Below are 26147 nucleotides of genomic sequence, written 5' to 3' on the forward strand. Positions count from 1 at the left end.
AAGCCAGTAGAATAACGTAGGAGCAATTATCGAACCCACTAGGTTACAAACCTCGCGCCGCGATTAAATTGCCCCTAGTTTGAACGAGTTTTAATCCGTAAAGACTAACAGACCCTAGTCAAAATCCACACGTAAAAAAAGCGCCTTAGGCGCTTTTTTTGTTAAATCAATTTATTCGCCATAACTGGCTTCAAAAAAGCTCTCTAGAATAATCACCGCAGACATATTATCTACGTTGCCTTTACCTAAGTTTTTATAACCACCACGTTCAAACAACCGTGCTTTAGCATCAGCGGTAGTTAAGCGCTCATCTTGAGTATGAACCGCTATACCGTAATGATTATGCAAACGATTGGCGAACTTTTTGGCTTTAAAGGTAACCTCTTGTGAGGTGCCATCCATATTAAGCGGTAAGCCAACCACCATTAAGTCAGGTTGCCACTCTTTTACCTGTACAGCAATGTCATCCCAATTAGGGATGCCATCTTGAGCTTTCACCGCCTTTAGGCTGGTGGCGCTGCCTGTCAATTCTTGACCAATTGCAATACCAATGCTCTTAGTACCAAAATCAAATCCCATTACGGTGCGCTCACCTTGCGCTTTTACAGTTTTTTTAGTCATGTTTGTCTTTTATGTTATTAGGCATGTCCAGCTTCGGGGCTTAATTGGCTAACATCAAAACCAAGCATAGAGACTGCCATTTCCCAGCGCTTTTCCACTGGGGTATCAAAAATTATTTTGGGGTCGGCTTTTATAATCAGCCAGCTATTATCAAGTAGCTCTTGTTCTAACTGGCCTTGCTCCCAACCTGAGTAACCTAAGGTAATTATAAATTGCTCGGGTGCTTGAGCGGTAGTTAATGTGGCTAATACATCTTTTGAGGTAGTGATCATAATATCACTGCTCAATTTTTGGCTTGCCGAGTACCCAGGTTTTGGTGAATGTAGCACAAAGCCACGATCCGTTTTTACCGGCCCGCCAGCATACACTGTCACTTGCGCGGCATGTTGCGACTTATCGTTATCAATATCAATTTTGTCGAGTAGCTCACCTACGGTAACATCAATCGGCTGATTGATAACAAGTCCCATAGCGCCTTCTTCATTGTGTTCACAAATATAAGTGACGGCACGTTTAAAAAAAGGGTCTTGCATTGATGGCATTGCGATTAAAAAATGATTTTCTAATGACTGCATAATTTTTACCCTTTTAGTTATTGAATCTTGAGTATGGCATAGTCCCATGTTTTAACACTAAAAATTTATTCAACTTTAAGCGGTGGCTATAGAAGCGCCACTGCTTAAATTTTGTTATGGCTTTAATATTATTTACTAAGCTTTCTCTCTATAGCATCAAATAAAATACCGGTAATAGAAATCTCGTAAGCGGCCTCAATCTCTTTAACACAGGTTGGGGCTGTTACGTTAATTTCAGTTAACTTATCGCCAATGATATCTAAGCCAACAAATATTAAGCCTTTTTCTTTCAATGTAGGGGCAACTGCTTGAGCAATTTTAAGATCTGACTCACTAATTGGGCGTGCTTCACCACGTCCGCCGGCGGCTAAGTTACCGCGCGTTTCGCCGTTTTGTGGGATACGCGCTAAACAATAAGGAATAACTTCACCATCAACAACCAATACGCGCTTGTCACCTTGAGTGATCTCTTCAATGTAATTTTGCGCCATCGCAAAGCGACTGCCATGCTCAGTTAAGGTTTCGCATATTACGCCAATATTGGCATCATCTGCTTTTACTCTAAAAATAGAAGCACCACCCATACCATCCAGTGGTTTTAAAATAATATCTTTGTGCTCGGCTAAAAATTCACGGATTTGCTTTTGGCTGCGCGTAACTAACGTATCAGGTGTATGCTCACTAAACCAAGCGGTAAATAGTTTTTCATTGGCGTCACGCAAGCTCTGTGGCTTATTAATAACTAAAGTACCCGCTTGCTCAGCACGTTCTAAAATATAGGTTGCGTAAATATATTCAGTATCAAAAGGCGGATCTTTACGCATTAAAATAACGTCTAAGTCAGCCAGTGCAATGGTGGTTTTTTCTTCAAGTTGGTACCACTTTTCTGCGTTATCAAAAACCTGTGCTTTGGCTGCAGTAGCGTAGGCATTGCCTTGACGCAGCGATAAATCATCCATTTCCATGTAGTAAATTTCGTAGCCACGGGTTTGCGCTTGCATCATCATTGCAAAACCGGTGTCTTTTTTAATATTAAATCCACTAATAGGATCTGAAATAATACCTAACTTAATTGCCATGCGCTGTGCCTTAGTTTATGTGTTTTTTACAACTGTAATCTTGATATGTGGGTGCTTTTAGTTATTTCAATTAGCTAAATCGCCAAATTGTAATTGCAGTGCGCTTAAAACGGTTAACGCTGCTGTTTCTGTGCGAAGTACCCGCGGGCCTAAGCGAATATCTACAAATTCTTGTTGCTTTGTTTGTGCTATTTCATCGTCAGTAAATCCACCCTCAGGCCCTACTAAAAAGCGCACGCCGTCATCGGGAACGGTAATGGTTTTAATACTGTGTTCGGCGCGAGGATGCAAAGTTAATTTAATGGCAGCTGTTTGCTGTTCAAGCCAGGTTTTTAAATCAACAGGTGAGTGTACTTTTGGCACAAAGTTGCGCCCAGATTGCTCTGCTGCGGCAATGGCTATTTTTTGCCATTGCTGGTGTTTTTTTTCTAAGCGGTCGCCACTTAGTTTTACGCCGCAGCGCTGGCTAAAAATAGGGGTGATTTCAGTGATCCCTAATTCAACAGACTTTTGAATGGTAAAATCCATTTTGTCACCACGGGATACGCACTGGCCTAAATGAATTTTTAATGGTGATTCAACGTCATGAGGATTAAATTCAAGCGGCATAACAACCACGCTCTTTTTACTCACCTCAATAATTTCACTTAGAAACTCTCCGCCTTCACCATTAAAAATAGAAACCTGCTCGCCCACTTTCATGCGCAACACACGGCCTATGTGCCCTGCAGCATCATCGTCAAGGTTTAAAGGAGTATTAAGGGCAATTGGTGATGATTGATAAATATGAGGCACTCGCATGGCAAATCACTTTTTTACATAGAAGTTATATCCCTCTATGGTAAGTAAGCAAAGGCTTGGGTGCAATTATTTATTTTTCATATTCAGGGACTGCAAGCTCTGTTAGTTCTTGTGCGGTTTGGGCTATATCGGTATCACAGGACAAATGATTTGAATGGCACTCTTCATTTATGGGGTTAATGTCATAGCCATGATTGGTTTGACTAATAATATAGCGTTTTTCATGTAATGAATTATAAATAAAGCGTTGTGTATCATCAGCGAGCAAATAATCTGTTTGGTTGAATAATACGCCTTGAACATTGTGGTGTTCGTGAAGGTAGCTGGCCAGTTCTGAAATACTGATTTCGTTCTCAATATCGCAATAGCAATAATCTTTAACGAGTTCATCAAACATCATTTTAACCAGCTTTTGCGTGTTCGCACCGGCTATTATGATGTCCTTTTTAGCAGCATCATTAGTATTTATGTAATGTTTTACAAATGCTCGGCTGAACTCGTTATCTATATCGATTAATAGATAACTTCCTGTTTTAATTGCCATATGCCTAAAGTCCCTGTTAATTTACCAAACAATTAAATAGGGACGTTAAGCAACGGCTAAATTTAATGAGTTTGGTACTAAATTGAAAACATACTTATTAATAAATAACCAATAGCACAAAATACAGCAAATTCAATACAGGCAATGCCAATATTATCCTGATGATCGACTTCAAGTGCGGTATCTATATTTGGCATTGAAATAATTTTTATAATATACGTTAAACAGTATAGTAACAGCCACATCACACCGCAATGCATTACCAAAGTAAATAAGTTCTCTACCATTTTACCGTTTTGAAACGCCGCACTCGATAAACCAGCATACGCAGCAAGAGCTAAGCCTATTGATTTACCCGCATAGCGAATACCAATGGAGGTGTTTTCTAAACCAAAGTTACTTTGCAACGAGGCCCCTTGGTTGGCTTTAGCAAAGCGGTTTTCGCGTATTTTACTGTCTAGGGCAAACATGCCTTGTAAAACAAAAAAGCTTACAGAGGCTATTAATAAATTACTAAAGCCTTGAGTGTGTGTCCACGTATATAAACCCAATACTAAAATGCAGTTGGCAATCAGCATGCCTGAATCAACCAACGCAGCACAAACGTTTTGTTTTAATATAGCTGCTTCTTCATTAAAGCGGCGTAAAATCCATTTACGGTGGATTAAATGTCCCATTTTTATAAACGAAAATAACAGCACAATTAATAAAATGACTTTCAGCGGATTTGATTGAGCGGTGCTAATACTAATTTCATCGAACAAAAATGCCATCGTGGCGATCACGACTGATATTTCAGAAGCAAAACTAATTCCCATTGCAAAGTTATCATGTTGCGCTAATTCTTCTTTAAGTGCTTGTTTTGCTTTTATTTGAGTAATAATTCTTAAACTGATGATAATAATACAAATAACCACAAAACTAATAGCAATCGCAACTAAACTAGTGTTAGATAATGACAAGTATGACATGGTGTTCCTAAATAGATTTACCTTGATAGGTTTTTAACCATTCTAGTATGGTTATTGGTGAGATAAAAGAGGGTATTGATGAGTAACGACACGCAGCTTCCTATTGAATTACAAAAACTGGGTGAAACGCGTTTTGCAGCGCTGTATCCCGAACAACAAATCCAGCAGCAAATAGTGCGTTTATTAGCGTTAAGTGATTTTGCTTGGCGCAGTTTAAGCTCTCAACCTTCGCTGTTGTCTTGGTTGCTATGCGAAGTTGAAATTAACAATAGAGAAATTTCAGATCCCTTTGCAACACTTAATATAAATGAAGTAGAAGAGCAGCAATGTCATCAATTACTGCGCCAATATCGTGAAAAGTACTGGCTAAAAGTCGCTTTTTTAGACTTATGTTGTGAAAACTCAATTGCGGATAGCATTAAATACATTAGTGAACTTGCCAATAAACTGATAGATAGTGCTAATCAATGGGCCTACAATAATGTTGCTAAAACTAATGGTGAACCATTAGATGAAGATAAAAACGCTTTACCATTAATGGTACTAGGCATGGGGAAGTTAGGAGGGCAAGAGCTAAATTACTCATCTGATATCGACCTTATTTTTGCATACCCCCGCAACGTTAAAACCCAAGGCGGTCGTCGCTCGCTCGAAGCATCTGTTTTTTATACTAAAGTGGCCCAAAAGTTAATTACAGCCCTGAACCAATGCACCGTGGATGGCCAAGTATTTCGGGTTGATATGCGTTTGCGCCCATTTGGTGAAAGTGGTCCGTTGGTGATGAGCTTTAATGCCATTGAAGACTATTACCAAGAGCAAGGGCGTGATTGGGAGCGCTACGCGATGTTAAAAGGGCGATTAATTGGCACGCCTAATCGTTATTGGCAGGAGTTTAATACCTTGCTGAGACCTTTTGTTTATCGTCGCTACATTGATTTTTCGGTGATTGAATCGCTTAGAAAAATGAAACTCATGATTGCCCAAGAAGTGCGTCGTAAGCGCTTAACTAATAACATTAAATTAGGTGGTGGCGGCATTCGCGAAGTTGAATTTATTATTCAAGCATTGCAAATGGTCAGAGGCGGCAGAGAAGCAAATTTACAAACACAATCTTTATTAACTGCATTAGAGCAGCTAACAGTTAGCCAAGTGATTGATGAGCATGAAGCCAGAGGGCTTAAAAATAACTACCTTTATTTACGTAGGGTAGAGCAATACCTACAAATTTTTGATGATCAGCAAACACAAACTCTGCCTGATGATGAGCTAAATCAGCAACGGCTGAATGTATTGTTGAAGCAAGGTAATTTTGACTCAGCTATTGAAAAAATAGAACAGGTCATGGCGCAAATTCATAATGAGTTTATTCAGGTAATTGGTGAAGAAACTGAACCACTTGATACTTGTGAAGGCGCGTTTATAAGTACTTGGGATCATGGTGATGTTAGCTTTTTGAATGAACCAAGAGAAGAGTGGCAAACACCATTACATGACTTCAAACAGCGCCTATCTAAAGCCAAAGTGGGCAACCGTGGACGCGATATTCTTGATAAATTAATGCCTGCATTACTAAAACAATTAAACGACTTTAATGCTACTGCCAGTGCGTTTACAACGGTATGCCAAATACTAAATAAAATTATTTCGCGCACCGCTTATTTAGAGCTGTTGTATGAAAACCCTGGAACGTTAAAGCAGTTAGTTTTGCTCTGTTGCCATAGCAAGTGGATTGGAGAGCATATTTCATTGTATCCCATTCTACTCGATGAACTTATCGATCCTGCAGTGCTGTATAAACCGACCCCATTAACAGCGTACAAAGATGAAATAAGACAGTATTTTTTACGTATTGAACATGACGATCTTGAACAACAAATGGAGGCATTGCGTCAGTTTAAACAAACCCATCAGTTACGGATTGCTGCCGCAGATGCCACTGGCGTTATTGATGTTATGAAAGTAAGCGATCACTTAACTGCACTTGCAGAAGCGATAGTTGATCAGGCTGTTAATATTGCTTGGTATCATTGTATTAAACGTTTTGGCATGCCACCTAATACCGACGATGAACATAAAGGCTTTGCCGTTATTGCGTATGGAAAAACCGGTGGTTTTGAGGTGGGTTATGACTCTGATCTCGATTTAGTTTTTGTGCATAACCATGACGGTACCAGCTATACCAGCGGCGACAAGGCAATTGACTCAAGGCAATTTTATTTAAAGCTAGCACAGCGTTTAATGCATTTATTTAATACTCGTACTGCTTCAGGTATTTTATATGAATTAGATACTCGACTTCGTCCAGAGGGGGCATCAGGGTTATTAGCGATTAACTTAGAGAGTTTTAATCATTACCAACAAACTCAAGCATGGACGTGGGAGCATCAAGCTTTAGTCAGAGCGAGGCTGATTTTAGGCCAAACTGAATTAGTAACGCGTTTTGCACAAATTCGTGCCGAGATATTGTGTCAAAAACGTGATGTTAAACTGCTAAAAACCGACGTAATTAAAATGCGCGAAAAAATGCGTGGCCATTTAGCTAAAGGCAACGAACAGCAGTTTGATTTAAAACAAGACGTGGGGGCGATGACCGATATTGAGTTTATCACTCAATATTTAGTATTAAAGTACGCTCATGAGTTTACCCACTTATGCGACAATTCTGACAATGTCAGAATTTTAACGGACGCGGCTAAAATTGGTTGCATTACAGACACACAGAAACAGCAACTTATTAAAGCCTATATAGATTATCGCTCACGCTATCATGTGTTGAGCTTAGATCAGCAGGGTCGCTGCGTAAAACGTGAAGATTTTAGTGAAGATATTAAAAATGTCACGTCGATATGGCAGGCTATTTTTGAATTAAATTGAATAAATACATAGGCGCTCGATTATTATTGAGCGCCTATAAAGCCAAGGGTCTGTTGAACTTTGCGGATTGATATTTGTTCAAACTAGGGGCAATTTAATCGCGGCGCGAGGTTTGTAACCTAGTGGGCTAAGTAAGAACCGAGCAACAAAGAGTTAATTGCCCCTAGGCAGAACCCTTCGGGCAGCGCCTGTTTGGCATTTATTCCACGTTATCGCCTATTTATGGGGAATAACCACACTTCATAGGCTCTGCCTTGCCTAAATACCAAACAGACAGCTGCAAATTCAACCTTGAAAGGTCAACAGACCCTAGTTAATTACTTAGCTTTAAACAGTTTGTACGTACAAATTCAGACGGTAGCTCGGTAATAACCGCTGCGCGTTGTTTAGGGCAGAAAAACGCATACACTTCATTTGAAAAATCATCATTTATAGAGCGGCTAACGCGGTATAAAGCGGAGTTAAAACTGCTATCTATTCGAAAGTGATCTTTAACAACGTAATCTTTGTCTAAGTACCACATTAAAGTAATACCTTCGTTATTAGCATATTGGGTTAGTACGGTACGCAAGGTTGAGTCACGTTGGAAGCGACGCGGGCCTACTTCTCCACTCCAATTTAAAGGCATAGGCTCTACTACAAAAGAACGCTGGTTTAGCGCTCTGTCGAGGCTAAGATCGGGTTTTTCGAGTTCAATTACAAATTTGTCATTGTCTTTATTGACAGAAATTCTATCTCGGATTGATGCATAAAACCGCGATAACCCTTCAGCCGCAGCGTTAGTGGTTTGTTGATAATTAAGTGACGACGAACCATTTAGTAGAAAGTAAATGGCTGCGCCAATTAACAATAAAGCTAAAAGTATATATCTAATCCAAAACCACATGGCTGTTACTCATCTTTGTTATTTTAATAACCCATCTTTAATAGAAAGAGGGGGCGTCTTTATCGGGTCGTGTTTTAAAACGTCTATGCAACCACATATATTGTTCAGGGGCGGCATTTATTGATTGTTCCATGCGCTGATTAACACGTGTTACATCGGCTTTATCATCGCCGCTTGGGAAGTTTTCAAGCTCAGGCATGATTTCTAAGTGATACTTTCCGTTTTCATCCCGACGAGTAATTAGGCTCATTGTTTCGCAGTTTTTACTACCTGCAAACATCAGTGTACCAGTGGTTGTTGCTGTATCGGGTACTGCGTAAAAAGGCACAAACTCACAGCGGCTACGGCCATAATCCTGATCGGGTAAGTAATAGCAAACTTTTTTATTTTTTAATGCTTTCAATAGTCCTTTAACATCTTTTTTACCAACCATGTACTCGTTAGATCGAAGGCGTCCATTGGTGGTAAAATATTCCATAAGCGGGTTATTATGTGGGCGATAAAAACCAATACCTTGGCACTTCAATCCCATTACGCGGCTTGCCATTTCAAGGTGAAGTATATGTGGAACAAGTAATAAAACGCCTTTTCCTGATTGTTGTACGCGCTCAAAATGTTCAAGTCCTTTTAGTGACCCGAGTACTTTTTCTACCCGCCACTGTGGCCACCACCAAGCCATACCGGTTTCAACCATTGCAATACCAGTATTTTCCATGTTCTTAAGTACCAGCTGTTGTTGCTCGGCTTCGCTCATTGCGGGGAAACAGCGTTTAATATTAACTTCAGCAATATGCCTTCTACGCTTCATATATTTATGAACCAAGCGTCCTAGCTGCTTACCCATAGCTAATTGTAGTTTTTGCGGTAACCATGAAATGAGATATAAAAACAAAACACCAATCCAGGTTAGCCAATAACGAGGACCTAAAAAAGAGGCTTTAAAAGGGGATGAGTTGACCACAAAAATTTTTCTCTAAAAATAAAACGTTAGTTTAACGCTATGTGTTAAAAAATACAAAAAGCCAGCAAAAAGCTGGCTTTAGTGATTATTTATAATGAAGTCGTCTGCTTAGTTAACGGTATTTAAACCTTGGTTTATACCCACTAAATCTTCACGGCTCAATGTTCCTGTTGCTTGTTTTAAGCGAAGCGTTGAAACAACATAACGATAACGTACATCAGCAAGGTTACGCTTTGCATTGTACAAGTTTTGCGTACTGATCAGTACATCAACGATTGTACGTGTACCTACTTCAAAACCCGCTTCAGTGGCTTTTAATGCGCTTTGTGCTGAGATAACCGCTTGTTCAAGCGCTTTAAATGTTGCAATGTCAGATACCACTTGATTGTAAGAAGTAATTACAGAGCGAGTGACTGCACGATAATCGGTTTCAAAATCTTGGCTAGCAGCAACGTAAAATGCACGTGCTTGATCTGTTGCAGCAACCGTTGCGCCACCTGAGTAAAGTGGGACGCTAAAGTTTAGTCCAATAGAGGTTGAATCAGAACGAGGCTGGTCGTCAAAACTAGCGCCATTTAACTCACTATCTGTTAATGAGTCGCCGTAGCTAGCATTTAACGTTAGTTTTGGGTAATGACCTGCTTTTGCGAGTTCAATTTGTTCTTTAGCTATATCAACCGTTATTTTTGATACTTGCAGATTTAAGTTTTTGTCTTTAGCTATTTTAACTAAATCAGTTGCAGGCGTACTTGGCTTAACAGTAGAAAATGTTTCGGTGTTTAACATATCCAGCTTTGCGTGGTACTTACCAGTGATCTCACGTAGCTGCTCACGGGCTGTTTCTACCGCATTATTAGCAATGATCTCTTGCGCTACTGAATTATCAAATTGTGCTTGTGCTTCATGTACATCGGTAATAGCTGTTAAACCTACAGCGTAACGCTGTTTAGTTTGTTCAAGTTGGCGCTCAATGGCACGTTTTTCAGCTTGTACAAATTCAAGGTTATCAATAGCGCTAAGTACGTTAAAATAGCCCTCAGCAACACGCACAATTAGGTTTTGCTTGGCAAAGTCGTATTGGCCGCTTGCTTGAAGTGCTTGTTTGTCGGCTATACCTAATGAATTCCATGCGCCTAAATCAAATAACGTTTGGCTTAAGCTAATACCACGAGAAAACTCGTCGTTTTCAGCATTAATTTTATCAAGAGAAGATAAATCCTCAGATTGTCTGAAGGAAGTTGAGTCAGACTTTGTGTAACTCATAGTCAAGCCAATTTGCGGTAATAGTGCGCTCATAGCGCGATCGCTTTGGTATGATTGAGCATCAGCTTGGGCTTTTGCTTTTAAAACGGTAGGATCGTTGGCTGTTGCGATTTCAAAAACTTGAAGTAAATCTTCAGCATTGGCTACGGTTGAGCCCAATGCGCATGATAAACTAACCAGTGCTGCAAGGATGTTCTTTTTCATGTGATGTTCGGTCCTTAGACAATTTTTGTACTACAGGCATGTTAACCTGTTTTACTTAATAACTAAAAAAAAAATTAGTAAAACAACGTTCTCAAGTGTAACAGAATATATACCTAACACGCCTCATTCGCTCAATTTAGCGTTTTAATAGGGCTGGTAATCAAAGCGTTGATGTATCTGCGCTTCCAAAAAGGAAATAAAAAATATGGCGAATAAAAGTCGTACTCAATTTACCCATGATGATGTGAGATTAAAACCGGTTGAAAATTTGTATAACGGTTTTTTTAAAATAAACCTTTATCAATTTCAGCATGCCCTGTTTGCTGGTGGAGAGTCTGAGGTTATTCGTCGAGAAATTTTAGAGCGTGGCGATGCGGTCGCGGTATTACCTTATGATCCAGTCACTGAGCAAGTATTGCTTATAGAACAAATTCGAATTGGCGCAATTAAAAGCAAACATACGCCTTGGCTGTTAGAATGTATAGCGGGTATGACCGATGGCAGTGAAGATTACGAAGCGGTTGTTAAAAAAGAAGCGCTTGAAGAAGCGGGGCTTAATTTAACAGAACTTGAGTTTATGTTGTCTTACCTTTCAAGCCCCGGCGGTACTACAGAGCGTTTGTTCTTATATTTAGCTCACGCCGATTTAAGCCAAATGAGTACTGGCATTTATGGGTTAGAAACCGAAGGTGAAGATATTAAAACCCATATTATGCACGTAGACGAAGCACTACAGCGACTTAATAGTGGTGAAATAGATAATGCTGCTACCGTAATTTGCTTGCAATGGTTAGCGCTAAATCGCGATAAGATACGTAAAAAGTGGACATAGTTTTTAATTTTTAATAGTAATGGCGGTATTTTGACAGCACTTTTAACCACTAATCGATACATTCAAAGCCTTCCAAAGTATTTAACGCTTTGTGAGCACAATTACGTACGCCTTTTAAAACTACTGCCTCATGAGCAAGTGATTGGCAATGTAAGAGAAATTAAATTAGGGCACAGTGAATTTGTAATTCACATAGATGATAGTGCTAAGTACACACTTGATGTGTCTATTAAACAGTTAAATGGCATGCTCGTTGGCATTGCACCGTTGTATTTAACGGTACGTTTGTACAATGATGCGAAGGTGGCTGAAATTATTCATCATGACTACCACCAACGAATTAAGCCTTCTTATGGTTACCCTAACCCAAAAATGCATCAAAAAGATGAAAAGTATCAGTTAAATGCTTTTTTGTATGACTGGTTGGTAGCGTGTGTTGAAAGAGGTCAATCAACACTTAATTGGGATGTAAATAATGGCTTGGTTTGATGACATCTATTATTTTGAACAAACTACGCTTCGAATTGCACACCTAACTGATTGCCACCTTTTTAGTGATAAAGATGCTGAATACTTTGGCGTTAATACCGCTGAACATTTTGTTAAAGCATTGGCCGATATAGCAAAGCAGCAGCCTGATGCGTTGATATTTGGTGGTGACCTAACGCAAGATCACAGCTTTAATTCGTATTTATTATTTGCAGAACTTATTCATAATAGTGAAGTTGATTGCCCCGTATTTTGGGTGCCTGGTAACCATGATGAGATTGAACAGCTTAATTTAATTAGTGGTGGGCAAATACAACACGCTAAACACATAGTGGCACAAGGGATTGAGCTGATATTAATTAATTCTAAAGGTAATACGCCTGCAGGGTGGGTCAGTGCCACGCATTTAGATGAAATTATGGCTTGCTTAGTTGATTCAAATAATCGTCACATTGCATTTTGTCATCACAACCCATTACCTATTAATGGCTACCTAGATAAACATATGTTAGAAAATGGGCCGCAACTATTAAATTTATTAGTTAATAATGGTCGCGTTGATGCGCTGTTTCATGGGCATGTCCATAATGACTATCAACAGCAGTTTAGAGGGCTCAATGTTTACGCTACCCCAGCCAGCTGCGTGCAATTTAGTAAACACAGTGCGACTTGGCAGCAAGAAAATAAAGGGGCAGCTTATCGCATGCTGTATTTAAATGCTGAGCAACAACAGGTGCATATACACTCGGACGTGGTATGGTTAAACGAGTAATTTATATTCACGGTTTTAATAGCTCTGAAAAATCATATAAAGCTGTGCGCTTTGGTGAGCTTATGGCACACTATGATGTTGATTATTGTGTGCCGCGTTTAAATCATGAGCCTGTAGAGGCTATTATAGCGCTTGAACAACTATTAACACCGAATACCGTATTATTGGGCAGCTCGCTAGGTGGTTTTTTTGCCACGTATTTATCGCAGCGTTATCAAATTCCTGCGGTGGTAATTAATCCTGCCGTTGCCCCATATACATTATTAGAGCCTATACTTGGGCCTAATTATAATCCGTATCAAGATTATAATTACCAATTACAATCTCGTCATATAGATGCGTTAAAAGCATTAACGGTGACAGAGTTAAAACACCCTGAACTGTTGTACTTATTACAGCAAACAGGGGATGAAGTGTTAAATTTTCAGCACGCAATAAAGTATTACTCACAATGTAAACAGTTAATTGAATTTGGCGGCGATCATAGCTTTAATGGCTTTGAGCGAGCTTTTTCAAGCATTGTAGATTTTCTTAAAATCAGATATTAGCGTATATAAAGATAAAAACTATGACTCAACAAAATTATAACGCCGAAGCCATTGAAGTACTAAATGGATTAGAGCCGGTAAAACGCCGCCCTGGCATGTATACAGATACCACAAGGCCAAACCATTTAGGCCAAGAGGTTATTGATAACAGTGTTGATGAGGCAATGGCTGGGCACGCAACACGTATTGATGTCATTTTACATGAAGATAATTCGCTTGAGGTGAGTGACGATGGCCGAGGTATGCCAATTGACATTCACCCAGAAGAAGGTATTCCAGGAGTTGAGTTAATATTTACTAAGCTGCATGCCGGCGGTAAGTTTTCAAACAAAAACTATCAATTCTCTGGTGGCTTGCATGGCGTAGGTATCTCGGTTGTTAATGCGCTATCTACCCGCGTGGAAGTAACGGTTCGCCGTGATGCGCAGCAATTTAGAATGGCTTTTGAGCATGGCGATAAAGTTGAAGATTTAAATGTTATTGGCTCAGTGGGTAAACGCAACACTGGTACTACGGTACGTTTTTGGCCAGATACCAGCTATTTTGACTCTGCTAATTTTTCTTTGACTAAGCTTAATCACTTATTAAAAGCTAAAGCGGTTTTATGTCCAGGTTTGCGTATTAAGTTTGTAAATAAACAAACGAAAGAAACCCAAGAGTGGTTTTATGAAACAGGCTTAAAAGATTACTTAATTGAAGCCGTTAAAGGTTACGAAATACTACCTAAAGACCCATTTGTGGGTGAGTTTTCAAGTTCTATTGAAGGCGCTGATTGGGCGGTAGTATGGATGCCTGAAGGTGGTGAGTCGATAGCCGAAAGTTATGTAAACTTAATTCCTACCGCGCAAGGGGGCACCCATGTAAATGGTCTGCGCCAAGGGCTTTTAGAGGCGATGCGTGAATTTTGTGAGTTTAGAAATTTATTACCACGTGGCGTAAAGCTGACCCCAGATGATATTTGGGAACGTTGTAGTTATGTGTTGTCGGTTAAAATGCAAGACCCACAATTTGCAGGGCAAACCAAAGAAAAACTCTCATCACGTTCATGTGCTGCGTTTGTATCGGGTGTAGTAAAAGATGCCTTTAGCTTATGGCTAAATGAGCACACTGACACCGCAGAGCTACTTTCTGAACTATGTATTTCAAATGCACAGCGTCGCTTACGTGCGGCTAAAAAAGTAGTACGTAAGCGAGTTACATCAGGCCCAGCATTACCAGGCAAACTGACCGATTGTAGTGCTGCTGATAATGACCGCACAGAATTGTTTTTAGTAGAGGGTGACTCAGCAGGGGGCTCAGCTAAACAAGCGCGAGATCGTGAATTCCAAGCAATTATGCCGTTAAGAGGTAAAATTTTAAATACTTGGGAGGTTGAGTCAGGGCAAATTTTGGCCTCTCAAGAAGTGCACGATATTTCAGTTGCGCTAGGTATAGACCCAGACTCAGCCGATATGTCGGGACTACGTTATAATAAAATTTGTATATTAGCGGATGCTGACTCCGATGGACTGCATATTGCCACCTTACTGTGTGCCTTATTTGTTCGCCATTTCCCACAATTAGTTAAAACCGGCCATGTGTATGTTGCTATGCCACCGTTATTTAGAATTGATATTGGTAAAGATGTTTACTACGCGCTGGATGAAGATGAAAAAACCGGTATCTTAGCGCGCATAGAAGCAGAAAAAAAACGTGGAAAAGTAAACGTACAACGCTTTAAAGGTTTGGGCGAAATGAACCCGCTACAATTGCGTGAAACAACCATGGACCCTAATACTCGTCGTTTAGTACAGCTTACTCTTGATGAAGAGCAGCAAACAATGGAAATGATGGATATGCTACTCGCTAAAAAGCGCTCATCAGATCGCCGTCAATGGCTAGAGGATCATGGTAACAAGGCACAAGTTTAATAAGCCTTTGGGCTTTAAAACAGGAGAGGCAAATGAATAAATTATTTAGCACACTGTTGTTACTGGGCTTAATATCATCGCCAGTGATGGCGAAAAATATACTCGACAAGCTGACCGCTGCACCGGGTTTTGAAATCAGCTTATTTGCTGATGATGTTGAAAATGCACGGCAAATTGCAGTATCAAGCCGAGGTATTGTGTATGCAGGGTCTCGTAAAGCGGGCAATGTGTATGCACTGATTGACCATAACAGCGATGGTGTGGCAGATAAAAAAATAGTGATTGCAGAGGGATTAAATATGCCCTCGGGTTTAGCAATTAAAGGCGGTGACTTATATGTTGGTGAAGTGCACCGTATTATCCGTTTTAAAAATATCGATAAACACCTCAAAAACCCTGAGTATGAAGTGTTTTATAGCGATTTACCGTCAGAGCGTCATCATGGTTGGAAGTTTTTGCGTTTTGCACCAAACGACGAGCTGATAATTCCCGTTGGCGTACCGTGTAATATTTGTGAGGAAGATGCTCGCTTTGGCCGTATTTTTTCGTTAAATACCGATACCAAAGAAATAACGACTTTAGCCAAAGGTGTACGTAATACGGTGGGTTTTGACTTTCATCCTAGTACGCAAATGCTATGGTTTAGCGATAACGGCCGCGACATGATGGGGGATGATATTCCACCTGATGAGCTAAACCGCATTACTAAGGAAGAAGAGCACTTTGGTTTTCCATACGTGCATGGTGGCGTTATTGTTGATCCTGAGTTTGGTGAAGGCAAAAATATTGCTGATTACACTCAACCTGCATTGGCATTGGGGGCGCATGTTGCGCCATTAGGTATTCATTTTTATACCGGCAAACAGTTCCCAGATAGCTACAAACAACAGTTATTTGTTGCTGAGCATGGTTCATGGAATCGCTCTAAAAAGGTTGGTTATAAAGTGGCTGTGGCAACCATAGAAAATGCCAAAGTAACTAAATATACGCCACTGATCACCGGCTTTATGCAAGACGAAACGACATTTGGACGCCCTGTTGCATTTGCACAATTAAATGATGGCAGTCTATTGGTAAGCGATGATTACGCTAACGTAATTTACCGCGTAAGCTATAAGAAAAACTAGGTAAGCTTTAATGAGTGATACAGATACCTTGCTAATGCAAGGAATTGAACAGCAAACAATGGGGCGTTTTACCGAAGACGCCTATTTAAATTATTCAATGTACGTGATCATGGATCGTGCCTTACCGCACGTTGGTGACGGCTTAAAACCCGTTCAGCGTCGTATTATTTATGCGATGAGTGAACTGGGGTTATCGGCAAGTGCTAAATACAAAAAATCAGCCCGTACCGTGGGTGATGTATTAGGTAAATACCATCCTCACGGTGATAGTGCCTGTTATGAAGCCATGGTACTTATGGCGCAGCCGTTTTCTTATCGCTACCCGTTAGTTGATGGTCAAGGTAACTGGGGTGCTGCAGATGATCCGAAGTCGTTTGCGGCAATGCGTTATACCGAAGCGCGTTTATCTAAATTCTCTGAAGTATTACTTAAAGAGTTAGGCCAAGGGACTGTTGATTGGACGCCAAACTTCGACGGCACCATGGATGAACCATTAGTATTGCCATCGCGCTTACCGCATATATTACTTAATGGTGTCACCGGTATTGCGGTAGGTATGGCAACCGATATACCGCCCCATAATGTGCGTGAAGTAGCCAGTGCCTGTTGTTTATTACTTGATAAACCAAAAACAGAACTCGAAGAGTTATTGGATTTAGTGCATGCGCCTGATTATCCAACTGATGCTGAAATAATTACTCCAAAAGCTGATATTCACAAAATTTATAAAACCGGTCGTGGCTCAATTAAAATGCGCGCTGTGTATTGTGAAGAGCAGGGCGATATAGTTATTACTGCGTTACCGCATCAATGTTCGGGTGCAAAAGTACTTGAGCAAATTGCAGCGCAAATGAATGCTAAAAAGTTGCCGATGGTGGCCGATTTACGTGATGAATCTGATCATGAAAACCCGACCCGTATTGTGATTGTGCCGCGTTCAAATCGAATTAAAGCTGAGCCATTAATGGCGCACTTATTTGCCACCACCGATCTTGAAAAAAATTACCGCGTAAACTTAAATATGCTCGGCTTAGATGGTCGTCCACAGGTTAAAGACTTACGTAGTATTTTGACGGAGTGGCTAACCTTTAGACGCGAAACGGTTCGTCGTCGTTTGCAATATCGACTTGATAAAGTACTGGCTCGATTACATATTTTAGAAGGTTTACTGGCTGCCTTTTTAAATATTGATGAAGTTATAGAAATCATCCGCTCTGAAGATAAGCCTAAACCAATATTGATGGAGCGCTTTGATTTAACCGATATTCAAGCAGAAGCCATTTTAGAATTAAAACTTCGCCATTTGGCAAAACTTGAAGAGTTTAAAATTCGTGGTGAGCAAGACGAATTGGCAAAAGAGCGTGACAAATTAGAGCAAACATTGGGCTCAGATCGTCGCATGTCGACCTTATTGAAAAAAGAAATTCAAGAAGCTGCAGAAATGTATGGTGATGATCGCCGCTCGCCTGTGATTGAGCGTGTAGAAGCCAAAGCACTGAGCGAAAAAGATTTAATTCCATCAGAGTCAGTCACCGTGGTGCTATCAGATAAAGGCTGGGCACGGGTTGGTAAGGGTCATGACTTAGATGTGGAAGGATTAAATTACAGAGCTGGTGATGGTTATAGAGCATCAGCGAGAGGTAAAAGTAATCAGCCTGCGGTATTTTTAGATTCAGCTGGACGTGCATTTGCCACTGATGCTCATAGTCTTCCTTCAGCGCGAAGCCAAGGCGAGCCAATGACAGGGCGCTTTAATCTAACCTCAGGCGCCAGCTTTGAGCACGTAGTAATGGGTGAGGATGCTCAAGTGTTGTTAATGGCCTCCGACGCTGGTTATGGTTTTATTACTGACTTTAAAGATTTAGTGAGCAAAAACAAAAACGGTAAAGCGTTAGTGAGTGTGCCAAAAGGTGGTGTGTTACTTTCGCCAATTCGCGTTAACGACGTGGCTACTGACTACTGTATGGCGATTTCTAACGAAGGGCGGATGTTGTTATTCCCACTGCGTGACCTACCTAAGCTAGGTAAAGGTAAGGGTAATAAAATTATTTCTATTCCGGGTGCGAAAGTACAAGCCCGCGAAGAGTTTGTAAAAGTATTAGCTGTTGTGCCGCAAGGCAGCAGTGTAACGCTGCATGCAGGTAAGCGTAAGCTGACCCTTAAACCAAGCGACCTTGAGCATTACCATGGCGAGCGAGGCCGCAGAGGGAATAAGTTACCTCGTGGTTTACAGCGCGTAGATGAAGCTGTGGTAGAGTTAACACCGCAACAAGTTGATGAGCCAAGCTCAGACGCAGAGCCAAGTTAATCTTGAGATAAAATTAGATAAAATTAGAAAACGGCTTACTCAGGTAAGCCGTTTTTTTATGACTGTTTTATTTCAGCGCACGCTTGTGCGCTATTTTCTCGTCTGCGTAACAAAATAACGTTATAATAAAACAATACATGATTGTGGTTATATTGGAGAGGCGCACTTGCTAGCTGTTATACGTATTTTAATAATGCTGTTGTTTATATTATTAAGTTGTTTTTTTGGTTTGTTGTTATCAATATTTAGACCATTTCATCCTAATAATGTGCACGTTATTGCAAGTTGGTTTGGCTCAATGGCTAAAATGCTTGGGGTTAAATTAGAACTAAAATATCATCCCGATGCGCTTAAGGTGGGGCCCGCTGTGTATGTAGCGAATCACCAAAATAGCTATGATTTATTTACTATTCCAGCTATGGTGCCAAAAAATTGTGTGAGTGTTGGCAAAAAAAGCCTGAAGTGGATCCCGTTTTTTGGTCAGCTTTATTGGTTATCGGGTAATATTTTAATCGACAGAGCAAATCGCTCTAAAGCGGCAGGCACTATTTCTAAGGCAGCGGCTAAAATAAAACAAAAAGGCTTGTCGGTGTGGATGTTCCCTGAGGGGACGCGTAGTTATGGTCGTGGTTTACTCCCTTTTAAAACCGGTGCTTTTCATACAGCAATGAGTGCAGAGGTACCTGTTGTGCCAGTATGTATGAACACAACCGATAAAACCATTAAACTAAATCGCTGGGATAATGGTACAATTTACATTGAAATGTTAGCCCCCATAGCACTTGATAACAGTATCAGTGCCCGTGAACATGCTAAAAGTGTGCACAGCATTATGGCTGCTAAAATAACAGAATTAGATGCTCAAGTGAGAGAGAAATAATGGAAAACTGGCGTGAAATAAGTGAAGACATCGTAACTTCATTACTTGAAGATGGTTCCGATCCGGAAATCCTTTATGAAGTAGAGCACCACTTTGTATGTGAAGATTTTACTAAGTTAGAACAAGCTGCACTTGCTGCGTTTAAACTAGGTTACGATGTAGAAGAGCCAGCAGAACTTGAGCTTGAAGACGGCGAAAAGATTTGGAGTTTTGACATTGTTGTTGAAGCCGAATTAGATGTTGACGTTATAATGGAAGACGTTGATAAGCTTGCACAGCTTGCGGTTGAATGCGACGTAGAATACGACGGTTGGGGCACTTACTTTCAAGAGTAAGGGTTACCAATGCAAAAGGCGAACAATTATGTTCGCCTTTTTTGTGTCTTATTGGATCTGTATTGTAATTACAGCCACTTTTTATTTTTAAAGTAAATACCAATCCCACCAGTCAAAACAACCAAAAACACCACAAATGCGGTAAATGCATAGGGACTATCTGTGCCAGGTATACCGCCAACATTGACCCCCAATAACCCAGTTAAAAATCCCAGTGGTAAAAATAAAGCAGCCACCACCGACATCACATACATACGCTGATTTAATTGCTCAGACACTTGGTTAGTAATGGTTTGCTGAATAACGAGTGCACGTTCTATTGAACTATCGAGCTCTTCTAAATAGCGAATAAGTAAATTGGTGGTTTCATTTAGCTTGGCTTTATCATCGTCAAACAGCCATGGGTAATGATTATTAACCATGTTGCTGAGCGCTTCTTTTTGCGGTTTTAAGTAACGTTTTAGCGCGATTGTTTGGCGGCGAAGTTGCGACAAGCCTTGGTTATCAAACTTTTTACTAGGCTCATCAATTTCTTCTTCAAAATCATCTAAGCTTTCATCTAGTTCATCTATTACCGTTTGCATACGTGAAGTGAGCTTTTGCGCTAAGCTACACACTAGTTCAGAAATACTGCTTGGTCCCTCATTATTATTTAACGAGGTTAGAATATCTTGCACTGATAATAACCGGCGCTTACGGGTAGTGATCACCACGTCTTTATTAATAAATAGGCGAATAGACACCATGTCTTCAGGGCTTTGCGCTGGGTTTAAATTGATTCCACGTAAAAACAGCATATGGCCATTCATTGTAGGAGTAATGCGAGGACGTGTTTCATCTGCGGTGAGTGATTCAAGTTCGTAGTCGTTTAATTGGCCGCAGTTTTTTAACCAATCAACGGCTTCTTTTTGACTGTAATCCATATGCACCCACAGCTTTCCATCAGTAGGTTGCCATTGGTGTAACTGTTTACTGTTTTCTATTGGGCGAGCCCCGCCTTGTTCATCAAGAATAAGCGCATGAAGTAAGCCATTGATCATAATAATTTCTCATAGATAGTATATTTTTAATACAGTTGACTGTAGTGTATTTAACTTAGCTTTACTTTGTAGAGTTAATCAACAAAAAATTGTTTTTTAGCCTATGGTTAAGTGCATACGTTAGGGGTGCATTGTTAAACGAGTTAACTTAAAAGGTCAATCAAATCGGCTTATCGAGTAGATGAATTTATTTTGTTGGTGTTTTGTTGGCTGTAGCGTATAAAACACTTTTTTTACTAAGGGCACATTTATGACGACAAAAATAACAGTTGGTTGGCGTGAGTGGTTAAGTTTACCCGAGCTAGGCATCGAGCAAATTAAAGCAAAAATAGACACTGGTGCGCGTACTTCCTGTATTCATGCAATTAATATTGAAGAATACGAAGTCGATGGCGAAAAATGGGTTAAATTTACAGCCCAACCATTGCAAGAAGACGAGCAAACGCAAATTACCTGCAATGCCAAAGTTAAAAAGATGAAGTACGTTACCAGCTCTAGTGGCCAAAAAGAATTGCGTTACTTTATTGAAACTACATTACATGCCGGCGAATTTAGTTGGCCAATAGAAATTACATTAACAAGTCGTGCGTCTATGAAGTTTAGAATGTTGTTAGGGCGCACAGCAATGGAAAATCGCATAGTCGTTGATCCGGCTTTATCACATTTATTATAAGAATTCGTTGAGTAGCAAACATAATTATATCTGCTTGCTCAACATCATTTAGTTAAGGCTTTAATGATGAAAATTGGTATTTTATCTCGTAACAAAAAATTATATTCAACGCGTCGCCTAATCGAAGCTGCTGAGGCGCGCGGACATGAAGTGAAAGTAATTGATGCGTTACGCTCTTACATGAACATAAACTCAGAGCAACCTGAAATTCATTATCGTGGTGAAAACCTAAAAGATTTCGACGCTATCGTGCCACGTATTGGTGCATCGGTTACATTTTATGGTTGTGCTGTATTACGCCAATTTGAAATGATGGGGGTGTTCCCTGTTAATGAATCAGTAGCTATTTCTCGCTCTCGCGATAAATTACGTTCTTTGCAGTTACTATCGCGTAAAGGTGTGGGTATGCCGGTTACAGGCTTTGCCAGCAAGCCCGATGACGTAAAAGATTTATTAGAAATGGTAGGCGGCGCACCGGTCGTTATTAAGTTACTTGAGGGTACTCAAGGTATTGGTGTGGTATTGGCTGAAACACGTAAAGCAGCTGAAAGTGTTATTGAAGCATTCATGGGTTTAAAAGCCAATATCATGGTGCAAGAGTACATTAAAGAAGCCGGTGGTGCAGACATTCGTTGCTTTGTATTGGGCGATAAAGTGATTGCTGCGATGAAACGCCAAGCACAAGAGGGCGAGTTCCGCTCTAATCTTCATCGTGGTGGTAGCGCTACACTGGTACGTATTACCCCAGAAGAACGTAAAACAGCGGTTGCTGCAGCAAAAGCAATGGGTTTAAACGTTGCTGGCGTTGATTTACTCCGTTCATCTCGCGGCCCTTTGGTTATGGAAGTAAATTCATCGCCAGGCCTAGAAGGGATTGAAGTGGCAACTGGTAAAGATATTGCGGGTATGGTGATTGACTTTATTGAAAAAACGGCCTCAGTGAAAGGAACAGCAACTCGTGGCAAAGGTTAAAATTAACCGACCTTTCACCCTGTTAGGTGAAAGCATTGGTGTAGGTGAACGTAAAACACTCGCACTAGAAGCTGCAAAGCTTTATACCCATTCACCGCTTAATATTCCTATTGAAGTGGTCAACGGTGTTATGGAAGGCCCTGTATTGATGGTCTGTGCGGCAATACATGGCGATGAGCTTAATGGGGTTGAGGTTGTGCGCCAGTTACTGGCTAAGATCGATCCTAACCAGTTGCGTGGCACATTAATAGCGGTGCCGATTGTGAATGTATTTGGTTTTATTCATAAATCTCGTTACTTGCCCGATCGCCGTGATATGAATCGAAGTTTTCCTGGCTCTGAACGTGGTTCGTTAGCAGGTCGCATGGCGTATATGTTTTTTAACCAAGTCGCTGTGCATTGTACGCATATTATAGATTTGCATACGGGGGCGATTCATCGTACTAACTTACCGCAAATACGCGCTAATTTAGCCGATGAAGCTACAGCGCAAATGGCTAAGGCTTTTGGCACACCTGCGGTTATTGATGCGTCGTTACGCAATGGCTCATTGCGCAGTGAAGCGGCTAATTTGGGTATACCCGTTATTACCTACGAAGCAGGTGAAGCGTTGCGCTTTGACCCGATTGCGATTGCAGCGGGTGTACAAGGGGTTGATTATGTTATGCGTCATTTAAAAATGATGCGTGGTAAGCGCCCTAAAAAACTACCTGAGCCGGTTATTGCAGGTTCAACAAGTTGGGTACGAGCTGAGGTTGATGGCATAGTAAGAGCGCAAGTATCGTTAGGTGAACGTGTCTCAAAAGGGCAAATACTGGCATACATAAGTAGTCCGCTTGGCGACTCTGAGCTTGAATTGCTTGCTCCACGTAGTGGCATTATTATTGGTCAGCAAACCATGCCTCTAGTAAATGAAGGCGATGCTGTGTTTCATATTGCTTACTTTGCTCACTCAAATAGTTTGGTAGAGCAACAGCTGGAAAGCTTTATTGGTGAAATAAGTGATTTAGATGATGAACTGAAAACGGCTGAGCTGAATAATTAACTTCACCCGTAAGAATTAAAAAAGCCGCTTAAGTTTATTAGCTGAAGCGGCTTTTTTGTAATTGTTATTTAATTACGTGGCTTTGGGCCAATAATTCGTTTAATTTTAGGCGCTTTTGTTGGTTTTGGCTCTGTATTGAGTACTAACACGGGACGGGTAACAAATAGATTATTAGGGTAAATCACTCTATGTCCATCAACGTGTTCGAGTAATACATTCATCAGCCCCATTTCAATAATGCGCCCTTCAATGGCATTGGCCCCATCCACGATTCTAACCCAATAGCCTACACGGCAGTCATTTTGTATAAACATGAGTAAAAAAGCAGTTAAGTTGCTCAATAATGACCAAGCCGCAAACAGCGCAACGCCTAACATGGCAAATAAGGAAGAGCCTAATACCAGTAAACCACGCAGCTCTATTCCCCAAAAAACTAAAACTAAACACAACATAACAAAGGCGAGTATTATTTTTAATAGTAACTCTGCTCGGTATTTTCTGTGTAAATCGATTTTACCTCTAATGGCTTTTTCGAGTAATTTTTTAGTGAGCTTTAACAATAACGGAAAGCTCAACAGTGCAATCACGGTTACGATTAGCTTATATTGTGTGCTCACAAGCTCTAAAAGAGAGATTAATTCCAAAACGTATTCTCACAATAATGATAGGCGCAAAGTGTAACGTGTTAGCTTTGTGCGCAGTAGTGATTTAAAAAGAATTTTTAACGCTCAGTAGCCACTGTACAGAGTCAACATCGTTATATTTATTTAGTGGCGCGGCAATATCAAGGTGGATCATGGTACCTGCATTGGCGCGACTTGGCGCAAGGCGTAAACCGAGTCCAACATTTTTAAGTACAGGTGTGTTTTCAACTTGATACAGGGTATTCGAGTCATTGTTATACCATGCGCGACCTACATCTAGAAAGGCTGCGCCTCCCACTTTAAACAGTTGTAGTAAGTCATACTCCCAATAGTAGCGCTTTTCTAAGCTGACTAAAAAACTCCGATCGCCATGTTGAAACTCCATAGGGTAACCGCGTAAACCGGTTTCGCCCCCGAGGGTGAGCTGCTTATCGTTGGTGAGGTTTTTTGCGTATTGTAGCCTGGCTTTTACATACCAAGACTGATCAATGCTGGTATTTAAATAATATTGAATTTGGCTGGTGGTGATTAAGTTTTCAAGCTGTTTTTGTTCTTTATTCCAATAACCTTGAATATCTGCGTGAAAGCGCCATAGCGTATTATCACCACTAAAGTGTGCTTTGTTAAAATTAAATGAGTAAATAGCGCGGCTATCGTCGTTACTAATCGATTCATCAGAATAACCCAGCGTAGCTTTTATATTCCGGCCTAAATTTAAATCCTCGGTACGGTAAATACTGTCAAAGTTACGCACTTTTATAAAGTTATCTTCAAACCAGTGGCCGCTTACATAAGGATAACTAAGCTGCCTATTTTCAGCTAGCGGCACAGTGGTTTCATCTATGCTTTTAAATGTTTGTTGCTCATCGATATAACCTAGGCTCAAGCGCTGTGTCCAGTTATGGCTAAGGGCTTTAGAGTGACCAAAAAATACCTGATTTAGATCGGTGGTCTGTTCAAACTCACTAAATTTATCGCCCCTAAGGTACAGGGCCTCTTCTCGCTGGGTAGAGTAACTCAGGGCACCATAACTATAGGGTGTATCAATGGCGTAAAATGGGTAAGTAAGCTCAACTAAGTGACTTTTACCGTCACTGTTATCGGCATACTCTATACGACCTCTGTAGCGTGTTGATAGGATATTTGGATCATCGTAAACAAATAAATAGCCATTACGATCACTGTCGGTTTTGCGAGCAAACGATAATCGTTTGCCCCAACCAAATAAGTTAGACTCGCGAAAGCCGATACTTGATTTATTTTCGCCACCACTGCGGCTAAAGCTAAGCTCGGGTAGCAAAGTCCACAAATCGCGAGTCACCACGGTTACATCAATATCGCCATCGCAGTTTTCGTTGGCAACAATTTGTGCGTCATATAAATAGTTTTGTTTACGCAGTAGCCGCTCAGATTCAGCCAAGGTTTTTTGATTAAAAGTATCACCCGCTTTAAACAATAAAATGCTTTTAATAACCTCAGGCTCAGTTTGTATATGTGCACGATTAGCAAAGCGAAACAGTGCGTTGTTTTCAGCTTCGAGTTCGGTATTAAAAACATTAAGTTGTTTAAGATTAATTGAGGCAATTTTAGCGTTACTATTTATCGTAAGCGGTGGAGGTTGAGACTCGATTTGTCGACGCAAGTTAATTTCAGAAGTTTTCAATGAATCGTCATTTTGGCAGCTTTGGGCTAGTGGCGTTTCTTGCGCGCAAACGCTGAGCATAAACATACTCAAAATAGAAAGGCTAAAACAACTACGTGCAATCCATTTTCTATTTAGCATTGACCCTCTT

Annotated in this window: 25 protein-coding genes; 13 read left to right on the forward strand and 12 right to left on the reverse strand. The window is 40.5% G+C overall.

Translation table 11 applies throughout. The annotated features are described in order from the left end of the window. Nucleotides 1–171 precede the first annotated feature (171 nt). The 6 genes from ruvX to PUND_RS04570 all read right to left on the reverse strand — a co-directional run bounded on the left by ruvX (nucleotide 172) and on the right by PUND_RS04570 (nucleotide 4591). Entirely contained in the window at nucleotides 172–621 is a 450-nt protein-coding gene (gene ruvX / locus PUND_RS04545; protein WP_010391588.1) for a Holliday junction resolvase RuvX, read from the reverse strand. Nucleotides 622–638: 17 nt separating this feature from the next. Continuing rightward, a complete protein-coding gene (locus PUND_RS04550; RefSeq protein WP_010391585.1) occupies nucleotides 639–1196 on the reverse strand; it encodes a YqgE/AlgH family protein in 558 nt (185 codons plus the stop codon). A gap of 128 nt (nucleotides 1197–1324) precedes the next feature. Continuing rightward, nucleotides 1325–2275, reverse strand: a complete 951-nt coding sequence (gene gshB, locus PUND_RS04555; RefSeq protein ID WP_010391584.1) for a glutathione synthase — start codon at nucleotides 2273–2275, stop codon at nucleotides 1325–1327. Nucleotides 2276–2341: 66 nt separating this feature from the next. Further along, nucleotides 2342–3076, reverse strand: a complete 735-nt coding sequence (rsmE, locus tag PUND_RS04560; RefSeq protein WP_010391583.1) for a 16S rRNA (uracil(1498)-N(3))-methyltransferase — start codon at nucleotides 3074–3076, stop codon at nucleotides 2342–2344. 70 nt (nucleotides 3077–3146) lie between these two features. Then, nucleotides 3147–3620 (reverse strand): hypothetical protein, encoded by a 474-nt coding sequence (locus tag PUND_RS04565; protein WP_010391582.1) that lies wholly within the window; start codon nucleotides 3618–3620, stop codon nucleotides 3147–3149. Nucleotides 3621–3697: 77 nt separating this feature from the next. Beyond that, nucleotides 3698–4591: a DUF350 domain-containing protein gene (locus PUND_RS04570; RefSeq protein ID WP_010391581.1), complete on the reverse strand. Its 894-nt coding sequence runs from the start codon at nucleotides 4589–4591 to the stop codon at nucleotides 3698–3700. 78 nt (nucleotides 4592–4669) lie between these two features. On the opposite strand from PUND_RS04570, the gene glnE reads away from it, so the two are divergent. After that, a complete protein-coding gene (glnE, locus tag PUND_RS04575; protein WP_010391579.1) occupies nucleotides 4670–7465 on the forward strand; it encodes a bifunctional [glutamate--ammonia ligase]-adenylyl-L-tyrosine phosphorylase/[glutamate--ammonia-ligase] adenylyltransferase in 2796 nt (931 codons plus the stop codon). A gap of 313 nt (nucleotides 7466–7778) precedes the next feature. Here glnE and PUND_RS04580 read toward each other — a convergent pair whose 3' ends face one another. The 3 genes from PUND_RS04580 to tolC form a co-directional block, all read right to left on the reverse strand. Further along, complete coding sequence (locus PUND_RS04580) at nucleotides 7779–8351, reverse strand: toxin co-regulated pilus biosynthesis Q family protein (protein ID WP_010391576.1); 573 nt, start codon at nucleotides 8349–8351, stop codon at nucleotides 7779–7781. 37 nt (nucleotides 8352–8388) lie between these two features. Continuing rightward, a complete protein-coding gene (gene lpxL / locus PUND_RS04585) occupies nucleotides 8389–9312 on the reverse strand; it encodes an LpxL/LpxP family Kdo(2)-lipid IV(A) lauroyl/palmitoleoyl acyltransferase (RefSeq protein ID WP_010391573.1) in 924 nt (307 codons plus the stop codon). Nucleotides 9313–9420: 108 nt separating this feature from the next. Beyond that, complete coding sequence (tolC, locus tag PUND_RS04590) at nucleotides 9421–10779, reverse strand: outer membrane channel protein TolC (protein WP_010391571.1); 1359 nt, start codon at nucleotides 10777–10779, stop codon at nucleotides 9421–9423. Nucleotides 10780–10984: 205 nt separating this feature from the next. On the opposite strand from tolC, the gene PUND_RS04595 reads away from it, so the two are divergent. The 9 genes from PUND_RS04595 to rraB all read left to right on the forward strand — a co-directional run bounded on the left by PUND_RS04595 (nucleotide 10985) and on the right by rraB (nucleotide 19980). Next, nucleotides 10985–11611 (forward strand): NUDIX domain-containing protein, encoded by a 627-nt coding sequence (locus tag PUND_RS04595; RefSeq protein ID WP_010391569.1) that lies wholly within the window; start codon nucleotides 10985–10987, stop codon nucleotides 11609–11611. Nucleotides 11612–11641: 30 nt separating this feature from the next. Beyond that, nucleotides 11642–12100, forward strand: coding sequence for a DUF1249 domain-containing protein (locus PUND_RS04600; RefSeq protein WP_010391567.1), 459 nt, complete (start codon nucleotides 11642–11644; stop codon nucleotides 12098–12100). Next, complete coding sequence (locus PUND_RS04605; protein ID WP_010391566.1) at nucleotides 12087–12872, forward strand: metallophosphoesterase; 786 nt, start codon at nucleotides 12087–12089, stop codon at nucleotides 12870–12872. The genes PUND_RS04600 and PUND_RS04605 overlap by 14 nt, the downstream gene beginning before the upstream one ends. Continuing rightward, the gene (locus tag PUND_RS04610) at nucleotides 12857–13420 is read left to right on the forward strand and encodes a YqiA/YcfP family alpha/beta fold hydrolase (RefSeq protein WP_010391565.1); all 564 of its coding nucleotides are present in this window, start codon (nucleotides 12857–12859) and stop codon (nucleotides 13418–13420) included. Before PUND_RS04605 ends, PUND_RS04610 begins: the two co-directional genes overlap by 16 nt. Nucleotides 13421–13440: 20 nt before the next feature. Next, nucleotides 13441–15330 (forward strand): DNA topoisomerase IV subunit B, encoded by a 1890-nt coding sequence (parE, locus tag PUND_RS04615; protein ID WP_010391564.1) that lies wholly within the window; start codon nucleotides 13441–13443, stop codon nucleotides 15328–15330. 32 nt (nucleotides 15331–15362) lie between these two features. Continuing rightward, a complete protein-coding gene (locus PUND_RS04620; protein WP_010391562.1) occupies nucleotides 15363–16457 on the forward strand; it encodes a PQQ-dependent sugar dehydrogenase in 1095 nt (364 codons plus the stop codon). A gap of 10 nt (nucleotides 16458–16467) precedes the next feature. Further along, nucleotides 16468–18765 carry a DNA topoisomerase IV subunit A gene (gene parC / locus PUND_RS04625; RefSeq protein WP_010391560.1) on the forward strand — a complete coding sequence of 766 codons (2298 nt, stop codon included), beginning with the start codon at nucleotides 16468–16470 and terminating at the stop codon, nucleotides 18763–18765. A 166-nt stretch (nucleotides 18766–18931) separates the two neighbouring features. After that, nucleotides 18932–19645: a 1-acylglycerol-3-phosphate O-acyltransferase gene (locus tag PUND_RS04630; protein ID WP_010391558.1), complete on the forward strand. Its 714-nt coding sequence runs from the start codon at nucleotides 18932–18934 to the stop codon at nucleotides 19643–19645. Next, the gene (rraB, locus tag PUND_RS04635; RefSeq protein ID WP_008110603.1) at nucleotides 19645–19980 is read left to right on the forward strand and encodes a ribonuclease E inhibitor RraB; all 336 of its coding nucleotides are present in this window, start codon (nucleotides 19645–19647) and stop codon (nucleotides 19978–19980) included. Before PUND_RS04630 ends, rraB begins: the two co-directional genes overlap by 1 nt. 68 nt (nucleotides 19981–20048) lie before the next feature. Here rraB and PUND_RS04640 read toward each other — a convergent pair whose 3' ends face one another. Beyond that, entirely contained in the window at nucleotides 20049–21020 is a 972-nt protein-coding gene (locus PUND_RS04640; protein WP_010391556.1) for a zinc transporter ZntB, read from the reverse strand. Nucleotides 21021–21270: 250 nt separating this feature from the next. Here PUND_RS04640 and PUND_RS04645 point away from each other — a divergent pair, with 250 nt between their 5' ends. The 3 genes from PUND_RS04645 (at nucleotide 21271) to PUND_RS04655 (ending at nucleotide 23710) form a co-directional block, all read left to right on the forward strand. Continuing rightward, nucleotides 21271–21693, forward strand: a complete 423-nt coding sequence (locus PUND_RS04645) for an ATP-dependent zinc protease family protein (RefSeq protein ID WP_010391555.1) — start codon at nucleotides 21271–21273, stop codon at nucleotides 21691–21693. Between the two features lie 66 nt (nucleotides 21694–21759). Next, nucleotides 21760–22665, forward strand: a complete 906-nt coding sequence (gene rimK, locus PUND_RS04650) for a 30S ribosomal protein S6--L-glutamate ligase (protein ID WP_008467750.1) — start codon at nucleotides 21760–21762, stop codon at nucleotides 22663–22665. After that, on the forward strand, nucleotides 22652–23710 hold the full coding sequence (locus PUND_RS04655; RefSeq protein WP_010391554.1) for a succinylglutamate desuccinylase/aspartoacylase family protein: 1059 nt from the start codon (nucleotides 22652–22654) through the stop codon (nucleotides 23708–23710). Before rimK ends, PUND_RS04655 begins: the two co-directional genes overlap by 14 nt. Nucleotides 23711–23778: 68 nt before the next feature. Here PUND_RS04655 and PUND_RS04660 read toward each other — a convergent pair whose 3' ends face one another. Both PUND_RS04660 and PUND_RS04665 read right to left on the reverse strand, forming a co-directional pair. Next, the gene (locus PUND_RS04660; protein WP_010391553.1) at nucleotides 23779–24354 is read right to left on the reverse strand and encodes a mechanosensitive ion channel domain-containing protein; all 576 of its coding nucleotides are present in this window, start codon (nucleotides 24352–24354) and stop codon (nucleotides 23779–23781) included. 64 nt (nucleotides 24355–24418) lie between these two features. Further along, nucleotides 24419–26137 carry a POTRA domain-containing protein gene (locus PUND_RS04665; RefSeq protein ID WP_010391551.1) on the reverse strand — a complete coding sequence of 573 codons (1719 nt, stop codon included), beginning with the start codon at nucleotides 26135–26137 and terminating at the stop codon, nucleotides 24419–24421. Nucleotides 26138–26147 lie beyond the last annotated feature (10 nt).

The organism is Pseudoalteromonas undina (assembly GCF_000238275.3).
GTDB classification, from domain to species: Bacteria; Pseudomonadota; Gammaproteobacteria; order Enterobacterales; family Alteromonadaceae; genus Pseudoalteromonas; species Pseudoalteromonas undina.

Coding starts and splice junctions, on each gene's coding strand:
- parC (WP_010391560.1), top strand. CDS start 16,468: ATGAGTGATACAGATACCTTGCTAATGCAAGGAATTGAACAGCAAACA.
- PUND_RS04640 (WP_010391556.1), bottom strand. CDS start 21,020: ATGATCAATGGCTTACTTCATGCGCTTATTCTTGATGAACAAGGCGGG.
- gshB (WP_010391584.1), bottom strand. CDS start 2,275: ATGGCAATTAAGTTAGGTATTATTTCAGATCCTATTAGTGGATTTAAT.
- ruvX (WP_010391588.1), bottom strand. CDS start 621: ATGACTAAAAAAACTGTAAAAGCGCAAGGTGAGCGCACCGTAATGGGA.
- PUND_RS04645 (WP_010391555.1), top strand. CDS start 21,271: ATGACGACAAAAATAACAGTTGGTTGGCGTGAGTGGTTAAGTTTACCC.
- PUND_RS04610 (WP_010391565.1), top strand. CDS start 12,857: ATGGTTAAACGAGTAATTTATATTCACGGTTTTAATAGCTCTGAAAAA.
- PUND_RS04550 (WP_010391585.1), bottom strand. CDS start 1,196: ATGCAGTCATTAGAAAATCATTTTTTAATCGCAATGCCATCAATGCAA.
- PUND_RS04580 (WP_010391576.1), bottom strand. CDS start 8,351: ATGTGGTTTTGGATTAGATATATACTTTTAGCTTTATTGTTAATTGGC.
- glnE (WP_010391579.1), top strand. CDS start 4,670: ATGAGTAACGACACGCAGCTTCCTATTGAATTACAAAAACTGGGTGAA.
- parE (WP_010391564.1), top strand. CDS start 13,441: ATGACTCAACAAAATTATAACGCCGAAGCCATTGAAGTACTAAATGGA.
- PUND_RS04570 (WP_010391581.1), bottom strand. CDS start 4,591: ATGTCATACTTGTCATTATCTAACACTAGTTTAGTTGCGATTGCTATT.
- PUND_RS04595 (WP_010391569.1), top strand. CDS start 10,985: ATGGCGAATAAAAGTCGTACTCAATTTACCCATGATGATGTGAGATTA.
- PUND_RS04565 (WP_010391582.1), bottom strand. CDS start 3,620: ATGGCAATTAAAACAGGAAGTTATCTATTAATCGATATAGATAACGAG.
- PUND_RS04665 (WP_010391551.1), bottom strand. CDS start 26,137: ATGCTAAATAGAAAATGGATTGCACGTAGTTGTTTTAGCCTTTCTATT.
- tolC (WP_010391571.1), bottom strand. CDS start 10,779: ATGAAAAAGAACATCCTTGCAGCACTGGTTAGTTTATCATGCGCATTG.
- rimK (WP_008467750.1), top strand. CDS start 21,760: ATGAAAATTGGTATTTTATCTCGTAACAAAAAATTATATTCAACGCGT.
- PUND_RS04620 (WP_010391562.1), top strand. CDS start 15,363: ATGAATAAATTATTTAGCACACTGTTGTTACTGGGCTTAATATCATCG.
- rraB (WP_008110603.1), top strand. CDS start 19,645: ATGGAAAACTGGCGTGAAATAAGTGAAGACATCGTAACTTCATTACTT.
- PUND_RS04605 (WP_010391566.1), top strand. CDS start 12,087: ATGGCTTGGTTTGATGACATCTATTATTTTGAACAAACTACGCTTCGA.
- rsmE (WP_010391583.1), bottom strand. CDS start 3,076: ATGCGAGTGCCTCATATTTATCAATCATCACCAATTGCCCTTAATACT.